Source organism: Chryseobacterium sp. NRRL B-14798 (assembly GCF_050470705.1).
Lineage (GTDB): Bacteria > Bacteroidota > Bacteroidia > Flavobacteriales > Weeksellaceae > Chryseobacterium > Chryseobacterium cupriresistens.
The window spans coordinates 2,709,671-2,724,847 of the sequence record NZ_JBFLUL010000005.1 but is presented as its reverse complement, the minus strand read 5'-3'; the positions used below and the strand labels follow the sequence as shown (position 1 = coordinate 2,724,847).

Genomic DNA, 15,177 nt, shown 5'->3' with positions numbered 1-15,177 from the left:
GCGGAATATTCGTCAGACATTATTGATTAATGATAATTTTTTTTGTGGTATTTCCCTTATCGGTTGTAACAGTAAAAGTATAAATCCCGTTTGTTAGCCCTGATGTATTTATTTTTTTCTGATTTTCAAGGTTTAAAACAGTATTTCCTGCCATGTCATTGACTTCAACTTTGAAGTGTTTTACTTTCTCCTGAAATTCTACAGTCACAAGATCTTTTGCAGGATTAGGATAGATCCTGATGGCTTCACCTGATTTTTGTACAGGGCTTTCGTTGGTACTTAACAGGTTACTGGATGTAGAGGCAACAGCAAAATGCTGCAAAGCTCCCACGGCTGCTTTTCCTACGTTGAAAACATAGACGGGATCCAGATTGGCAAAAGTATCACTTACGGTATGCTCATTATTACTTTGGATGGTTTCATAAAACCCGGTAATGGTATATCCTTTTGCTTCAAAAGGCATATAATCTGAGCTGTAAGCATACGAAAGATTCGTCTGAAGAGGAGAGTAAAGGGTAGTACAGTTCATCAGTTCCTGTGTTACAGCAGTAGAGGCTGCATTGTTGGAAGACACCCCACCAGTATCTCTTTCGCAGGTAATCGTATTGTTGTTATTTCCAAGAAGACCACCCACCTGGTCAATATTTAAAACCAGTTTTATATCCAGAACCTGACTGCCATTCTGATAAGCTACATTATTTACATAATGGTTACTTCCCACAAGCCCCTGTTCTTCCCCGGAAAAATGAATAAACTTGATAGAATATTCCGTGGGAACATTTTTCAATATTCTTGCTGCTTCAAGAATAATGGAAGTGCCGCTTCCATTGTCACTTACTCCAGGGCCTACAATTGTATCATAATGTCCGCAGATAATAACATATTTGTTAGGGTAGACTGTTCCCGTTTTGGTAATAATTAAATTTTTTGAAGTGCTGCTTCCGTAAGTAAAAGAATCTTCGGACATGTTAGTTGCTGTATATCCGTAGGACAGATATTTGTTTTTAAGCCAGTCAAAAGCATTGTTATTGGCTGTTGTACCAGTTTTTTTAATTCCAAAACCTGCAAATTCCTGAAGGTTTGTACTAATATTGGTTTGGGTAACCATATCTGCTCTGTCCTTATAAGCTTGAATAAAACTTTGTGCACTTATATTCTGCAGTGCAATGGATGTGAGCAAAAAAGCTGCAACTTTTTTCATTTTTTGATACTTTCTTTAGAGATTGCTAATATAGCAATAAATCATCATTTATTGTTAATTATTAACTAGAATAGCGCTTATTTGTTTGATTTATCAATAATAATTTATCTTTTTATTAAATTTATTATTGTGATAGATTAAAATTCGCTAAATAAATAAAATTTAGGTAAATTTTTCTTTATTATTGAATATGTTTAATGATAAATTCATCTTTTGTGAATTCTAACTCATAAAGTTTACTGTTGATATGGCAATTAGAATGGAATTTACCATATAAGAAATTGAAAAGTATATAACAAAAAAATCCCGGGAAAACCCGGGACTTATATTGATAACAAAATCTATTCTACATTATTTTACTTGATCTACAACAGCTTTGAAAGCTTCAGGGTGATTCATTGCTAAATCTGCTAAAACTTTTCTGTTAAGTTCGATGTTGTTCTTTTTAAGAGCTCCCATAAATTGAGAGTAAGACATTCCGTGCTCTCTGGTTCCCGCGTTGATACGAGTGATCCAAAGTGCTCTGAAATTTCTCTTTTTCTCTTTTCTACCACGGTAAGCATATTGCATTGCTTTTTCTACCGCGTTTTTAGCTACAGTCCAAACGTTCTTTCTTCTTCCGAAATAACCTTTAGCGTGCTTAAAAATTTTCTTTCTGCGAGCTCTTGAAGCTACGGCATTTACTGATCTTGGCATAATTTAAATTGTTTTTTTGAAAAGGGCGGCAGTGTTATTGCTCTTATTTGCACCGTTTCAGGGTTAAAATTGTGAATTTGTTTGAATTCTTATAAACCGAATATAGATTTATAAAAACTACTTAATTGCTAATTGACGTTGAACGCTTTTCTCATCCACTTTAGCTACGTAAGAAGTAGACGTAAGATTTCTCTTCTGCTTAGTTTCTTTCTTAGTTAAGATGTGGCTTTTGTAAGCGTTTTTTCTTTTGATCTTACCTGTTCCGGTAAGAGCAAAACGTTTCTTAGCACCTGATTTCGTTTTTAATTTTGGCATTGTTTTGCTTTTTTATTGTTTTTGTTATCAATATCTGTTTTGGCTACTCCTAAAGACATTAGGAATAATAGTGTGCAAAATTACGAAAAAAAAGTGATACACGAAAGGAATTTTTAATGTATATCAACAGGAAGGTCTTTTGGGTTGAATTATAAAGGCAAACCCATATCAATACGGATTTGCCTTCAGTGCTATACGTTCATAAAAACGTAATGATGTTCTTATTCTTATTATGATTTAAAAAACTCCAGAAGATCTCTGTTGATGGTTTCAGCCTCTGTAGTTGGCATTCCGTGTGGAAAACCAGGATAGGAAATCAGTTTTCCGTTTTTAAGAAGGGTAGCAGCTACCTTGCCTGTGGTTTCAAAAGGTACAATCTGATCATCTTCGCCATGCATTACCAATACCGGAACTTCTACGCTTTTAAGATCCTCGGTGAAATCTGTCTCAGAGAATGCTTTCACACAATCATAATGTGCTTTGATAGAACCGCTCATTCCCTGTCTCCACCAGTTTCTCTGAATACCTTCAGAAACTTTGGCTCCTTCTCTGTTGTATCCATAAAAAGGGAAGGTAATATCAATAAAGAATTGTTGTCTGTGTTTCGCCGTATTATTTCGGATATCATCAAAAACAGAGATGGGAACTCCATTAGGATTGTTCTCATTCTGAACCATAATAGGAGTTACTGCACTTACCAGAACAGCTTTTGCCACTCTTCCGTTACCATGCTTTGCTACATAGCGGATCACTTCACCGCCTCCTGTAGAATGTCCTACATGAATCACATCTTTTAAGTCCAGCGCTTCAACAATTTCTGCCACATCAGAAGCATAAGTATCCATATCATGTCCGTAAGGTGTCTGTTCGGATCTTCCGTGTCCTCTTCTGTCATGAGCAATTACTCTATAACCCTGTTCCAGAAAGAAGAACATTTGGGCATCCCAGTCATCACTTGATAATGGCCATCCGTGGTGAAAGAAAACCGGCTGTCCTTTCCCCCAATCTTTGTAATAAATTTCTGTTCCGTCTTTTAATGTAAGTGTGCTCATTGTTTCTTTTTTTTAATATTAATAAATAGTGTGTTTGATTTTTTATATCACAAATGTAGATAGAAAATCTTCAGAATACCTTGATCTAAGATAATAATTGATTAAAAATTTGTCAACAATAGTATTGTGTTGGTAACACTTTTCAAAGAGTAAGTGGGTTGAAAATCTTTTTGTTATGAAGAAAAACACTCAAAAAAGTAAGGCAGCACAAAATATACCTGATAATTGGGATTGTGGTATTTGACGGTTCTCTCTAATATTGACGATGAATATGAAACATACAATTAAGGCAGGTTTGATCATTTCTATGTTCAGTCGAACCTGCTGAACTTATTGTTAACCTGTAAATTTAAACCCTTATGCTTTCATCTGCAGACTTACACCTGGAAAGAGCTTTATTTTTTGCTGTCTTAATTATATTTTTTGGAGCAGGATTCCTGTGCACGCTGATTACTTTCATTATCAATTTTATACAAAAGAAAGATAAAAAAGTGGTGTATTACCTTCTTATATTTCTTATTTCCGGCCTTATCGGAGTAGTTTTAACTGCATTTTATTGTTACATGATCTTATTTGAACAGGCCGAAACCTACAGGCCATAAAGAAGATGCGATGCATTATATTATGAAACAGACTAAACTAAAAACCACTGATATCAGGGATGTTTTTATACTGTCTCTATTTTTATCTTTGACCTAAAAATCTAATAAAGATAAAACGGTTAAAATCTCTCCCGGATAAACAATAATTTATAACTTTTATAGCTTTCTTTTTCACACCCGATTTAACGATAAATTCTTATTTCGAATAAACACTAAAAAACTATGGGTAAAAACACTAGCCAGATACAATGGAGTGAGGAAGAAGCTGTAAAAGTAATATTGCTGCGTATCTTTGGAATTATGCAGCTACTCTGGAGGTAACTTCAGGTAACAGGGAATGCTGTAATGCTTTCCGACATTATAAAATTTGACGAATGGCACACCGGATTTATTTATACAACTACGATCAGAAATCAAATCAGACATTCGATACCTATCTGGGCGAGTGGAACTATGAAATTCCATTATTGCTGTATCCTCTGCTCGCAGAAGACATCAAAGTGGAAGGCGTTGAATTTTTCTCCGATAAAAATCAGGGAATTGTTCAGCTGCGTTATTTTTTCAATCTGCTGGCAGATACTTATCAGCTTCATTACAAGAAGGCTTATTACGAACCCGTTAATAAAATGTTCGAGTTTCTGGAAGCTTTACCTTATGACACTTTTGTATTGAATGCAACAGATGTTTTCAATATGAACGAAGAAGAACATACGGTACAGGCAAAGGAATGGCTGGTAGAAATTCAGCAGAAAAGCAAGCTGTATAAAAAGGCTGTTAAAGCCCGCAATCTTTCGCTGCTGGATTCCTTGTTCTCACAGACAGGATATTCCTCATTTCTTGAAATTTTACAAACCGACTGGATTAATTACGGATTAGGATATTTTGAAGAGCTTGCCTATAAAAAAGCGGCATCTTCTGTATTTGAAGAGAACGGGAAATTCGGCCTTAAAGATGCAAAAGGTGCTGTTTTAGCTCCTGCGGTTTATGACGATATTTTTGAAGCAGATGATTACTACAATATATCGGTAATTCAAAAAGGGGCTTTGTTCGGTTACCTGCAAAGTGACGGAAAAGAATGGATTTCTCCGGTGTATGAAGATGCTTTTGACGTATTCGATTTTGGGCAGGAACCTTTAGGTGAAGTAAAAGTGAATGGAAAATCAGGGATTTTAAAAATCTATTCAAACACATGGATGGTTCCTGCGGAATACGATGCTATTGAAAGAACAGCCTATGGATTCTTTGGGGTAGAAAAAGACGGCAAATTTGGAGTTTACAGTGATGAAAACGGACTGGTTATTCCTGTTGAAAGCGAAAACCCTTATGAATATGATTATTTCCCTGAATTATTTTTCACCAGGCAAAAAGGTACCGGCAAACGAAAATATTATACGAAAGAAGGAAACTATCTCGGAGACTTTTTAGAAGGCAGCATCTCAAAAGCAAGTACCTGTTTCTGGATCAAACCGAACAAATTTGACAAAAAGGGTAGATTGATTGACGAGAAAGGGCACCTCATTATAGACGAAGCAGATCAGATGATCTTAATTGATAATTATGAAACTCTTGCTGTTCGTAAAGACAAAAGCTGGAAGATTTATCATGCTTTAAAACACCAGTTTCTGCTGGAAAATGAATCTATTAGTAAAATAAAAGCACAGTACAATGCCGGATATAAAAATAATGTCTTTATCCTGGAAACCAACGTAGGATCAGGACTTTTTGATGCAGGTAATGAAAATTGGTTAATCACTCCCCAGCCGGAAATTAAGCAGATTCACTATCTGGAAAATGGATTTTTATCGGTTCAAAAAAATGAAGGGTATCAATTGTTCGATTTTGAAAATGGTCTGTCAGCCCAATTGTATGATTATATTTCCAATCCTTTGAATTACAGAACAGAAGAAGGTTTGTTGTTTCTGTATCAGGGTGAAAATATGTTGAGCATGCATGAAGACAAAAGCATTCACCGGGTAGAGGCTTCCGAATATGGTGCCGTTTATCTGGACCGGTATTCATTCCGGGGAAAAGATCTGGAATACTTTACTTCCTTTTATAACCGTTGGAAAAGCCAGACGGGTAAGAACGCCGAACAATTCATGGAGGTTGGAACGATTAAAAAAATGGCTTTTGACGAAAAGGAAAACCAGAATTACCACGAAGCACTTCGTCTTTTTGAGTTATCTGCTCAAAAGGGTGACATGGATAGTTTGGTAGAAATAGGGCTACTGCTTACGAATCCTGAAATAGAATCATTATTTGATCTGCAAAGAGGCATTACATATTACGAAAAAGCAGCACAACGAAACCATCCTATAGCCTGGAATAATATCGGGGCTTTATACCACAACGGAATAGGGTATTCTTTTAATATCAAAAAAGCAATTGAGGCCTATGAAAAGAGTGCCGAGCTTGGTGACGAAATGGCACTTGTCAACCTGGGTGATCTGTATTATTTTGGACAACACGTGAAGCAGGATTACAGTAAAGCTTTGGATTTTTATCAGAAAGCTGAGAAAAAATACGCCTACAATTACGATAAAATCTCAGAAATCTATTACCAGTTAAGAGACTATAAAAACCTTTTGGTGTACTTGAAGAAAGACTATGATCAATCTTATTCCGGGATTTATTACGGCATTATCTACGAGCACGGTATGGGAGTAAAAACGGATCTGAAGAAAGCCATTAAGTATTATGAGCAGGCCAATATTTACAGTGCCTACGAATATGCAACTCAACGTTTGCTATATTATTATGGTGAAGATCCGGCCTTTAAAAATGATAAGAAATACCTGAAGTGGAGTGCTTTTGCTGAAAAGCATGGTTTCGAAACAGATTAGCAGGGATTTGCCTATATTTACGTTCCTTAATGGAATGCAATTTAATAAAGATAAGGGTTTGATGCACAGGTTATTATTTATATTTACTTTACTTATTTGTCCGTTTTTTGCTCAGGCACAGGATGTTTTAAGCAAATTAGAAAGAGAATACAGCCATGCCTCAAACAATACGGCAGAACAGCTCAACCTGGCTCCCAGGTACGCTACAGCACTATTTTTTCATAATCTTAAGTCCAAATCTTACCAGATTTTAGATACTAATATTTCCCTTGCTGCAAGACAGGCGGATGGAAAGTATGCCACAATTTTGTACGCGGTGCAGGCCATGAATTACCGGCTGGATAATAAAACCGCGGAGTCTTCAAAAAGCCTCGATATGGCAAAGGCCTACAGCTTAAAAACGAATAGTAATGAAGCAAAAGGTTATGTACAATATGCAAAAGGCTGGATTCTGGTACGCAATAATAAAACGACCGATGCTGTCGCTGCTTACCTGAAAGCGATGGAATATTATGAAAACTCACCAACCACTTCCACACTATATGGAAGATTGGGTAATGCAGCCAAGGAATTATCTGCCATTTATTCTGACCTGAATGAATATCAGCTGGAAGAAAAATACAGCAAACAATTTCTATTGTTAGCTTCCAAACAAAATGATCCCAATCTTATCTTTGATGCTTACATGCGGATGGGGTACGTATATGAACAAAAATATACACAGGAGCCATCCAATACAATGTTTCGAAATAAAACGGAACAGTATTATTTACAGGCTATTGCGACTTTTAATAAAAATAAAGATGCGATGCTTAGCAGAAACAGCCTTTCATATGCTGCCATCAATTTAGCTAATTTATATACTGGGTTTGACAGTAATAAAGCTATGCAATATGCGCAGTTAGCCAATAAAGTGAGTCTGGAGATTGGTGATGCTATTCACATTGCTTCTTCCTTTGGAATTCTGGCAGAATTGGCATTGCAGGATAAAAATTATGATTTAGCCAAATCTTATTTTCTGAAAGCCTCCATGGAAATTGGGAAAAGCCCGGTAAGAAATCATATGATAGAACTGTCTATCCTTGAATCTCTATCCAGAATTAGTGAAGAGCAGGGCAATTATAAAGAAGCACTGACTTATTATAAAAGCTATGTTGATCAATACAAGAGCATTTACGATCAGGAAAAACTGGATATCACCAAAAGATTAGAATCCCAGTTTGATAAAGAACGGCAGGAGCAGAAATACATCAAGCTACAGCTCGAAAGCGACAAGAAAGCTCAGGAAATTAAGCTTATTAATATTTTGCGTGCACAGCGTGAACAGGTTTATAACAACCTAAAACTGGTAGAAGAAAACCAGCGTGAAAGACTGAAATTTTCAGAACTTGAATCCGAGAAAAAAGAACAGCAGCTTCGTTTGGCCAAACTGGAAACCCAACAGAAGAATAACGATATTAATACCTTTAAAAAGCTTCTGGCATTCAAGGAAAAGATCAATACGTACTACATTTTTTTTATTATCTTTTTCATCATTTTGATTCTCTTGTTGCTGTATGCCTATAAGCAGCGTGCCAGGTCTATTAAACGAAGAGACGAACTGCATGCTTTAGCCATTGAACAGGAAAAGCAAAACTCGAAAATATCTACCCTTACTGCATTGCTTGAAGGGCAGGAGCAGGAGCGTGGCCGTCTGGCCCGTGATCTCCATGACGGACTGGGAGGTTTGCTGTCTGGAACTAAGCATCAACTTTCTTATTTAAATCCTCATCAATCCGAAAATATTGAAGAAGGAATTTCAAAATCAATTGAACAGATCGATGGTGCTGTAGAAGAACTGAGAAGGGTGGCACATAATCTAATGCCTGATTTATTAACAAAATACGGTCTGGAAGTGGCTATTCAGGAGTTTGCTTCACGAATTTCCAATCATGCTCTGGAAATCCATACAGAGTTTATCAATTACAGCAATTCCATATCGAAGGAAAAGCAGCTGGTTATTTACAGAATCATCCAGGAACTGGTTAACAACGCTATCAAGCATGCTGATCCTTCCGAAATTATTGTTCAGGTAAGCGAAGAAGAAAACCTAATAAATCTTACAGTAGAAGATAACGGTAAAGGTTTCGATCATACCAATTTAGACGTTAGAAAAACGGCAGGTTTTCACAATATAGAATTGAGAGTCCAGTTTTTAAAAGGAACCATAAATATCACCTCCGAATTAAATATTGGCACCAGTATAGAACTTCAAATCCCTATTCATTAAACATGATAAAAGTAGCCATAACCGACGATCATCCGCTTCTATTGGAAGGACTGAAAAATATTTTAGGCAACAGCGAAACAATAGATGTCGTAGATTGTTTCAAAAGTGTCTCCGAAATGAATGAAGGCCTTGCAAAACAGGCGGTTGATATTCTGCTGCTCGACATTAATCTGGCAGATACCAACAGCATTGAACTTATCAAGCCTTTAAAGAAAAAGTACAGCAGCCTACAGATTATTATCCTTAGTGTTCATAACGAACTGCCCGTCATCAACAGTACTCTTGCTGAAGGGGCTTTGGGATATATTCAAAAAAATGCTTCAGTTTCCGAAATCCTTGAAGGAATAACCTCTGTATATTCAGGTAACAGGTTTTTATGCTCTCAAACCCAAACTGTTCTGGAGAAAAAATCAACAAACGGATTAAGTCAGGTTCCGAAACTGACACGAAGAGAAAAAGAAATTCTGGGTGAAGCAGCAAAAGGACTTACCACCAATCAAATGGCGGAAAAGCTTTTTATAAGTCCGCACACGGTAGAAAGCCACCGGAAAAATCTTATCGAAAAATTTCAGACCTCCAACCTGAGTTCAGCTATAAAATTAGCTATAGAATACGGCTTGATTATCGAATAAAATAATCATCCCGAAAAAAGGCTGCTCACATCATGTAAGCAGCCTTTTTCTTATATAATCAAATAATTTGGGTGTGTACGCTTAATCTTTGAATTTCAACGCAGCCTGGAACAGATTCTTCTTGTCTACTAAATCATATTCGTCATTGTAAACCGGCTGATACATCAGGATGAAAACGCTGCCGTCAAAATCTTTTAAACTGATGGGCTGATCTACCATGATATCATAAAATCTTGTAATCGTACGGGTTGCAGTCCATTGCTTTGCATTGCCTTTAGGGTTTTTATCAAATCTGTGATCTTTTGCATCTGTATAATACCAGTATGAAGGCGCGGAATCCATCAGAAACATTTCTTTATCCTTGTTATAGAGCTCTTCGGCCATACCTGTATTCTGGAACCATTGAACTTCAGTATTCAAAACGCCCAAAGCTCCTGCATAGATGTCTTTATTTGTTGTGGCACCCACTAAAAATCCTTCCAGATGGGAAGACGTGATTTCAAATAAAAAAGGAGATTTTTTCAGTTCATAAACATCATTCACGGGTTCAATTACTTTTCCATCCTGCTTAATAACGACTTTTAAAGATTGTGCAAAAGTCATAAAACTTAATAAACAAAAAAGAAGGGTCAAACTTAATTTTTTCATTGTATCTCTTTAAATAATTGCGGCAAAGATATTAGACTTTATTTCCCTGTGCACTCGCTGATTTCAGGGGTTTTTATTATTGAAATTGTTGAAATTTTCATCAAATAAAACCATTAAGAAGAATTTGAGAAATAAAGTATAGTTGAGATGAATCATTCTGATTTTTTAGCTTAAAGCGAAGCTTACCTTAATACTCTCAACATCTTAATATGATCTTAATGTTTCAAAATATAAAAGTTTACACAAGTTCATATTCCTTTAATAACTTCTATTTCCATTAAGATTCTAATTGTCTCAGTTTTCTTACTAAAACAGATCAGCCTTTAACTGGACTTTTATATAAGCCGTTTTCTGTTTTTTACCATTTCCAGAGTCTGAATTAAGAGGGTAGACTTCTGCGAAGAAGGTGTCATTATCGGTCCAGAAAGCCTTTTTATCATCTGCTATTTTAAAGTTGGTGAAATTCACATATAAAAGGTTGTCCTGTTTCTTAGTTTGAGGAAAGTATTTAGAAATAACAAAATTACTCCCCACATCATGATTGGAAGAGACGAAGGTAACCCAGCCTTTGGAAGGAAGAATTTGCGGATAACCTTCGGTACTCAGTTCAAACATAACTGCATTTTTTAAACTGTAAAAAGAATAGTAGGAATCTGCAACTTCATCAGAATTTTCTTTGAATACTTCCAGGTTTAAATAAGGCGACCTTCCTACATATTCATTGGCAAACGGTCCGGTCTCGGTAGAGACACTTTCATGTTGCGTAATTACGTCTTCTCTGCCGTTTTCTTTGTATACCCAGTTATCTGCCTGCAGTTGTATATTGGGATTTTTTACCAGCTTTTCACCAATTTGTTTTTTTGAACTGGCTTTAAATTCCTGTTCTGAAATCTCCACGATGGTTCCGAATTTCTTAAAAGATTTATTCTTAAAATCACTAGATTCTCTAAAAGTGCTGCTTCTGATCTCATAAAGGTCAACCCCATTTAACGTAAGTTCGTATGCCGGTGTGAATTCCGACTTCAGGACAAACGCTTCAATACTGTTCGAAATATTATTATTAATGCTGTAGTGAATAGAATAGAAGTCCTCAAACTCTTCAAATCCATAATAATTATCGAGTTTATTGTATGGTATTTTCAAATGGGCAGCATCTGTACTCGGAGCGGTAAAAAACTGTACAGAATCCAGTTTGGTAAATAATTGAAACGGTACCTCCTGAACATTGTCCACGCCTTGTATTTTTTTGAAATCGGCAAATGTTACCGTTTTCTGCTTTACTTCGGTTTTTACATGATGTGTCCCTGATGTTTTATCCTTCTGGTTACATCCTGCAAGAATTACCAGGGATGATATAAAGAATTGATTGATGACTTTCATTTTTATATTTTTGCGCAAATGTATCAGTATTAAGACCAGCAGCCAACAAAACCTCCTGATATAGGGAATAAATGGCCGAAAACAGGGATATTTTGAACGATGGATTTTGGAGAATTTTACAAAATGATAACCCCAATATTGTAATTTACTTTATAAGAATGAAAAACTTAATAATCAGCCTTTCAATGGTGACTGCTTTATTAGCGTCCTGTTCACCTTCTGCAGACAAAAAAGCAGAAACCAATACTTCTCCGGAAACTCAAATAGAAGTGGCAGCATCTCAACCGGAACCCGTGAAGAATGATCCGGAAATAGTAGAGATACCCGGTGATTTTTCTACCTTGGTTCCTATTGATGTATTGAATAGTAAAAGCACTAATGTGCATGATAAATATGGTATAGAATTTTCCGGGAACTGTTACTCATGCGATTTGGCCAGTCTTTCTATCACAAAGAAGCAGATCAGATGGAGCAACGTCTGTGATGAAAAAGACACTTTTGAAATTGATGATTTTTCTTATACTATTGAAGGAAATAAAACGATCTTTAAAACACCGGAAAGAACCTATATTTTAACTCAAATAGATAAAGTACCTGTCTATGAACTCGTTATAGAAGGTAAAAAGCTGGAGTTAAAAAACAAGAGAGTTTCGAAATATTTTACCACCAAAAAAGTTTTGCCCCTTTTCACAGAGCATGATTGCGGGGATTTTGAAGGATAAACAGCAGAGTAGCCTCCGGCACAATCTTTTTTAAAACATTAGCATAAAAAAAACCTCAAAGTAATTTGAGGTTTCTTTATATAAAATAATGACTTAATTATTTTGCTGGTTTTTTAGGACTCATCATCATAATCATCCTTTTTCCTTCAAGTTTAGGAAGCTGGTCTACTTTACCCACATGCTCAAGTTCCTGAGCAAGTTTTAAAAGCAAAATTTCTCCCTGGTCCTTAAAGATAATCGAACGTCCTTTAAAAAATACGTAGGTTTTTAATTTAGAACCTTCTTCAAGGAATTTTTCAGCATGCTTCTTTTTGAATTCGTAATCGTGGTCATCAGTCTGAGGTCCGAAACGGATCTCTTTTACAACCACTTTTACCTGCTTGGCTTTAAGTTCCTTCTGTTTTTTCTTTTGCTCGTATAAGAATTTCTTGTATTCCAATACTCTTGCAATAAATGGTTCTGCCTTGTCAGAAATTACTACTAAATCCAATTCTTGTTCCGCCGCAATTTGTCTTGCTTTGTCAATTGGATAAATTCCTGGCTCTACGTTATCGCCCACTAAACGAAGCTCTCTCACACGAATTTTATCGTTGATCAAGTGAGCGTCCTCTTGTACCGGACGTCTCTGTGGGCCCCTGTTGTTAAATCTTTGTGCTATTGTATTATAATTTTATTGGTTAATTACTTAATTTAATTGATTTAAATATTTAAAATTGAAAGATTTTATTAATTTTTTAATCCTTCAATCTTTTTATTTAAAATTTAGATTGCTGCCTCTTTTTTGAAGTAAGCAACGAAATCCTCCAGCTTCATCGCTCCAAGATCTCCTTCACCACGTCTTCTTACAGAAATCGTGCCTTCTTTCTCTTCATTTTCTCCTACAACAAGCATGAAAGGGATTTTCTTCAATTCAGCATCACGGATCTTTTTACCTGTCTTCTCATTTCTTTCATCAATCTGACCGCTAATATCGTGATTTTCCAAAAATTGTGAAACTTTTTTTGAATAATCTACATATTTTTCACTGATTGGTAGAATAATAAACTGATCCGGGCTCAGCCATAACGGGAAATCACCTGCAGTGTTTTCCAGCAGAATAGCGATAAAACGCTCCATAGAACCGAATGGTGCTCTGTGGATCATCACCGGTCTGTGCTTTTCATTATCATTTCCGATATAGTGAAGATCAAATCTTTCCGGTAAGTTATAATCTACCTGGATTGTTCCTAACTGCCATTTTCTTCCTAAAGCATCTTTCACCATGAAGTCAAGTTTAGGACCATAAAATGCTGCTTCTCCGTATTCGATAACTGTTTTTAAGCCTTTCTTTTCTGCTGCATTGATGATCGCACTTTCTGCTTTCTCCCAGTTTTCATCAGAACCGATATACTTTTGTTTGTTTTCAGGATCTCTTAATGAAACCTGAGTCACAAAATCTTCAAAACCTAAAGATTTGAAAACATAAAGCGTTAAATCAATTACTTTTTCAAATTCTTCAGAAAGCTGATCCGGAGTACAGAATAAGTGAGCATCATCCTGAGTAAATCCACGAACTCTCGTTAAACCGTGAAGCTCTCCACTTTGCTCATATCTGTATACCGTACCGAATTCTGCATATCTTTTTGGTAAATCTCTGTAGCTCCATTGTGAAGTTTTGTAAATTTCACAGTGGTGAGGACAGTTCATCGGCTTCAGCAAAAATTCTTCTCCTTCATTCGGCGTTTTAATCGGCTGGAAGCTGTCTTCACCATATTTATCCCAGTGTCCTGAAGTTACATACAATTCTTTGGCTCCAATATGTGGAGACATAACGAATTCATAACCTCCTTTTTTCTGAGCATCAGAAAGGAAATTCTCCAGTTTTCTTCTTAAAGCAGTACCTTTTGGCAGCCAAAGTGGTAAACCTGCACCTACTTTTTCAGAGAATGCGAAGATTCCAAGTTCTTTACCTAATTTTCTGTGGTCTCTTCTTTTGGCTTCTTCCAATCTTTCAAGATATTCTGTAAGATCTTTCTGCTTAGGGAAAGAAATACCATATACTCTTGTTAATTGTGGGTTCTTTTCATTCCCTCTCCAGTAAGCTCCTGCTGCATTTAATATTTTAACCGCTTTTACGATTCCTGTATTCGGGATATGACCACCACGACATAAATCTGTGAAGTTATCGTGGGTTACAAAAGTAATTTCCCCATCATTAAGATTAGAGATCAATTCCACTTTGTAGGGGTTATCTGCATACGTCTTCAAAGCTTCTTCTTTTGAAACCGGATATAAAGAGAAGGTTGAGCCTTTCTTCGCATTTTCCAGGATCTTTTTCTCAATCTTCTCAAAATCTTTTTCAGATAGACTTTCATCCCCGAAATCTACATCATAGTAGAATCCGCTTTCGATAGCAGGACCGATGGTCAACTTAGCATCAGGATAAAACTCAAGGATTGCCTGCGCCAAAAGGTGAGCAGAAGAGTGCCAGAAAGCCTTCTTTCCAAGATCATCATTCCAGGTCAAAAGCTGTACCGTAGAATCCGTGGTTATAGGTGTGGTCGTTTCTACTTGTTTGTCATTAACAATTGCGGAAATGGTGTTTCTAGCCAATCCCTCGCTTATAGATTTTGCCACATCAAGGGGAGTCACTGCTCCCTCGAATTCTTTGACACTATTGTCTGGAAGTGTAATTTTTATCATTGTTTACTAAGAAATTTTAAGAGGCAAAAATACGGAATTTTTAGATAAAATACTATATTAGCATATATTTAGAATGAGAATTAATATTAAAAATGTAAAAGATGCAGATGGTTTTAGTCTCACTGAATTCCATAT

12 protein-coding genes are annotated in these 15,177 nt (G+C 36.2%); 4 read left to right on the top strand and 8 right to left on the bottom strand.

Annotation, left to right across the window (positions count from 1 at the left end):
* Positions 1-19 precede the first annotated feature (19 nt).
* The 4 genes from AB1278_RS12755 to AB1278_RS12740 all read right to left on the bottom strand — a co-directional run bounded on the left by AB1278_RS12755 (position 20) and on the right by AB1278_RS12740 (position 3,264).
* Positions 20-1,201, bottom strand: a complete 1,182-nt coding sequence (locus AB1278_RS12755; protein WP_429814762.1) for a M28 family peptidase — start codon at positions 1,199-1,201, stop codon at positions 20-22.
* A gap of 351 nt (positions 1,202-1,552) precedes the next feature.
* The gene (rplT, locus tag AB1278_RS12750; RefSeq protein WP_002979659.1) at positions 1,553-1,897 is read right to left on the bottom strand and encodes a 50S ribosomal protein L20; all 345 of its coding nucleotides are present in this window, start codon (positions 1,895-1,897) and stop codon (positions 1,553-1,555) included.
* 117 nt (positions 1,898-2,014) lie between these two features.
* Positions 2,015-2,212, bottom strand: coding sequence for a 50S ribosomal protein L35 (gene rpmI, locus AB1278_RS12745; RefSeq protein WP_034694453.1), 198 nt, complete (start codon positions 2,210-2,212; stop codon positions 2,015-2,017).
* Positions 2,213-2,442: 230 nt separating this feature from the next.
* Positions 2,443-3,264, bottom strand: a complete 822-nt coding sequence (locus tag AB1278_RS12740) for an alpha/beta fold hydrolase (RefSeq protein WP_076594815.1) — start codon at positions 3,262-3,264, stop codon at positions 2,443-2,445.
* 976 nt (positions 3,265-4,240) lie between these two features.
* Between AB1278_RS12740 and AB1278_RS12735 the strand changes: the two genes are divergently transcribed.
* From AB1278_RS12735 to AB1278_RS12725, 3 genes are all read left to right on the top strand, one after another.
* The gene (locus AB1278_RS12735) at positions 4,241-6,709 is read left to right on the top strand and encodes a tetratricopeptide repeat protein (protein WP_429814758.1); all 2,469 of its coding nucleotides are present in this window, start codon (positions 4,241-4,243) and stop codon (positions 6,707-6,709) included.
* Positions 6,710-6,770: 61 nt separating this feature from the next.
* On the top strand, positions 6,771-8,978 hold the full coding sequence (locus AB1278_RS12730; protein ID WP_429814755.1) for a tetratricopeptide repeat-containing sensor histidine kinase: 2,208 nt from the start codon (positions 6,771-6,773) through the stop codon (positions 8,976-8,978).
* Positions 8,979-8,980: 2 nt separating this feature from the next.
* Positions 8,981-9,610 (top strand): response regulator, encoded by a 630-nt coding sequence (locus AB1278_RS12725; protein WP_429814753.1) that lies wholly within the window; start codon positions 8,981-8,983, stop codon positions 9,608-9,610.
* A gap of 81 nt (positions 9,611-9,691) precedes the next feature.
* Here the strand turns inward: AB1278_RS12725 and AB1278_RS12720 are convergent, their stop codons facing one another.
* Both AB1278_RS12720 and AB1278_RS12715 read right to left on the bottom strand, forming a co-directional pair.
* On the bottom strand, positions 9,692-10,258 hold the full coding sequence (locus AB1278_RS12720; protein ID WP_202840157.1) for a hypothetical protein: 567 nt from the start codon (positions 10,256-10,258) through the stop codon (positions 9,692-9,694).
* Positions 10,259-10,564: 306 nt separating this feature from the next.
* Positions 10,565-11,638, bottom strand: coding sequence for a resolvase (locus AB1278_RS12715; RefSeq protein ID WP_429814750.1), 1,074 nt, complete (start codon positions 11,636-11,638; stop codon positions 10,565-10,567).
* A gap of 158 nt (positions 11,639-11,796) precedes the next feature.
* On the opposite strand from AB1278_RS12715, the gene AB1278_RS12710 reads away from it, so the two are divergent.
* Positions 11,797-12,360 (top strand): hypothetical protein, encoded by a 564-nt coding sequence (locus AB1278_RS12710; RefSeq protein ID WP_429814747.1) that lies wholly within the window; start codon positions 11,797-11,799, stop codon positions 12,358-12,360.
* 97 nt (positions 12,361-12,457) lie between these two features.
* On the opposite strand, the gene infC is transcribed toward AB1278_RS12710, so the two are convergent.
* Both infC and thrS read right to left on the bottom strand, forming a co-directional pair.
* Entirely contained in the window at positions 12,458-12,958 is a 501-nt protein-coding gene (infC, locus tag AB1278_RS12705) for a translation initiation factor IF-3 (protein ID WP_027372223.1), read from the bottom strand.
* Between the two features lie 164 nt (positions 12,959-13,122).
* Positions 13,123-15,042, bottom strand: coding sequence for a threonine--tRNA ligase (gene thrS, locus AB1278_RS12700; RefSeq protein ID WP_227942696.1), 1,920 nt, complete (start codon positions 15,040-15,042; stop codon positions 13,123-13,125).
* Positions 15,043-15,177: the final 135 nt, after the last annotated feature.

Bases quoted from the DNA above. Each gene is read 5' to 3' on its own strand.
- AB1278_RS12755 (WP_429814762.1), bottom strand. From the start codon at position 1,201: ATGAAAAAAGTTGCAGCTTTTTTGCTCACATCCATTGCACTGCAGAAT.
- rplT (WP_002979659.1), bottom strand. From the start codon at position 1,897: ATGCCAAGATCAGTAAATGCCGTAGCTTCAAGAGCTCGCAGAAAGAAA.
- rpmI (WP_034694453.1), bottom strand. From the start codon at position 2,212: ATGCCAAAATTAAAAACGAAATCAGGTGCTAAGAAACGTTTTGCTCTT.
- AB1278_RS12740 (WP_076594815.1), bottom strand. From the start codon at position 3,264: ATGAGCACACTTACATTAAAAGACGGAACAGAAATTTATTACAAAGAT.
- AB1278_RS12735 (WP_429814758.1), top strand. From the start codon at position 4,241: ATGGCACACCGGATTTATTTATACAACTACGATCAGAAATCAAATCAG.
- AB1278_RS12730 (WP_429814755.1), top strand. From the start codon at position 6,771: ATGCACAGGTTATTATTTATATTTACTTTACTTATTTGTCCGTTTTTT.
- AB1278_RS12725 (WP_429814753.1), top strand. From the start codon at position 8,981: ATGATAAAAGTAGCCATAACCGACGATCATCCGCTTCTATTGGAAGGA.
- AB1278_RS12720 (WP_202840157.1), bottom strand. From the start codon at position 10,258: ATGAAAAAATTAAGTTTGACCCTTCTTTTTTGTTTATTAAGTTTTATG.
- AB1278_RS12715 (WP_429814750.1), bottom strand. From the start codon at position 11,638: ATGAAAGTCATCAATCAATTCTTTATATCATCCCTGGTAATTCTTGCA.
- AB1278_RS12710 (WP_429814747.1), top strand. From the start codon at position 11,797: ATGAAAAACTTAATAATCAGCCTTTCAATGGTGACTGCTTTATTAGCG.
- thrS (WP_227942696.1), bottom strand. From the start codon at position 15,042: ATGATAAAAATTACACTTCCAGACAATAGTGTCAAAGAATTCGAGGGA.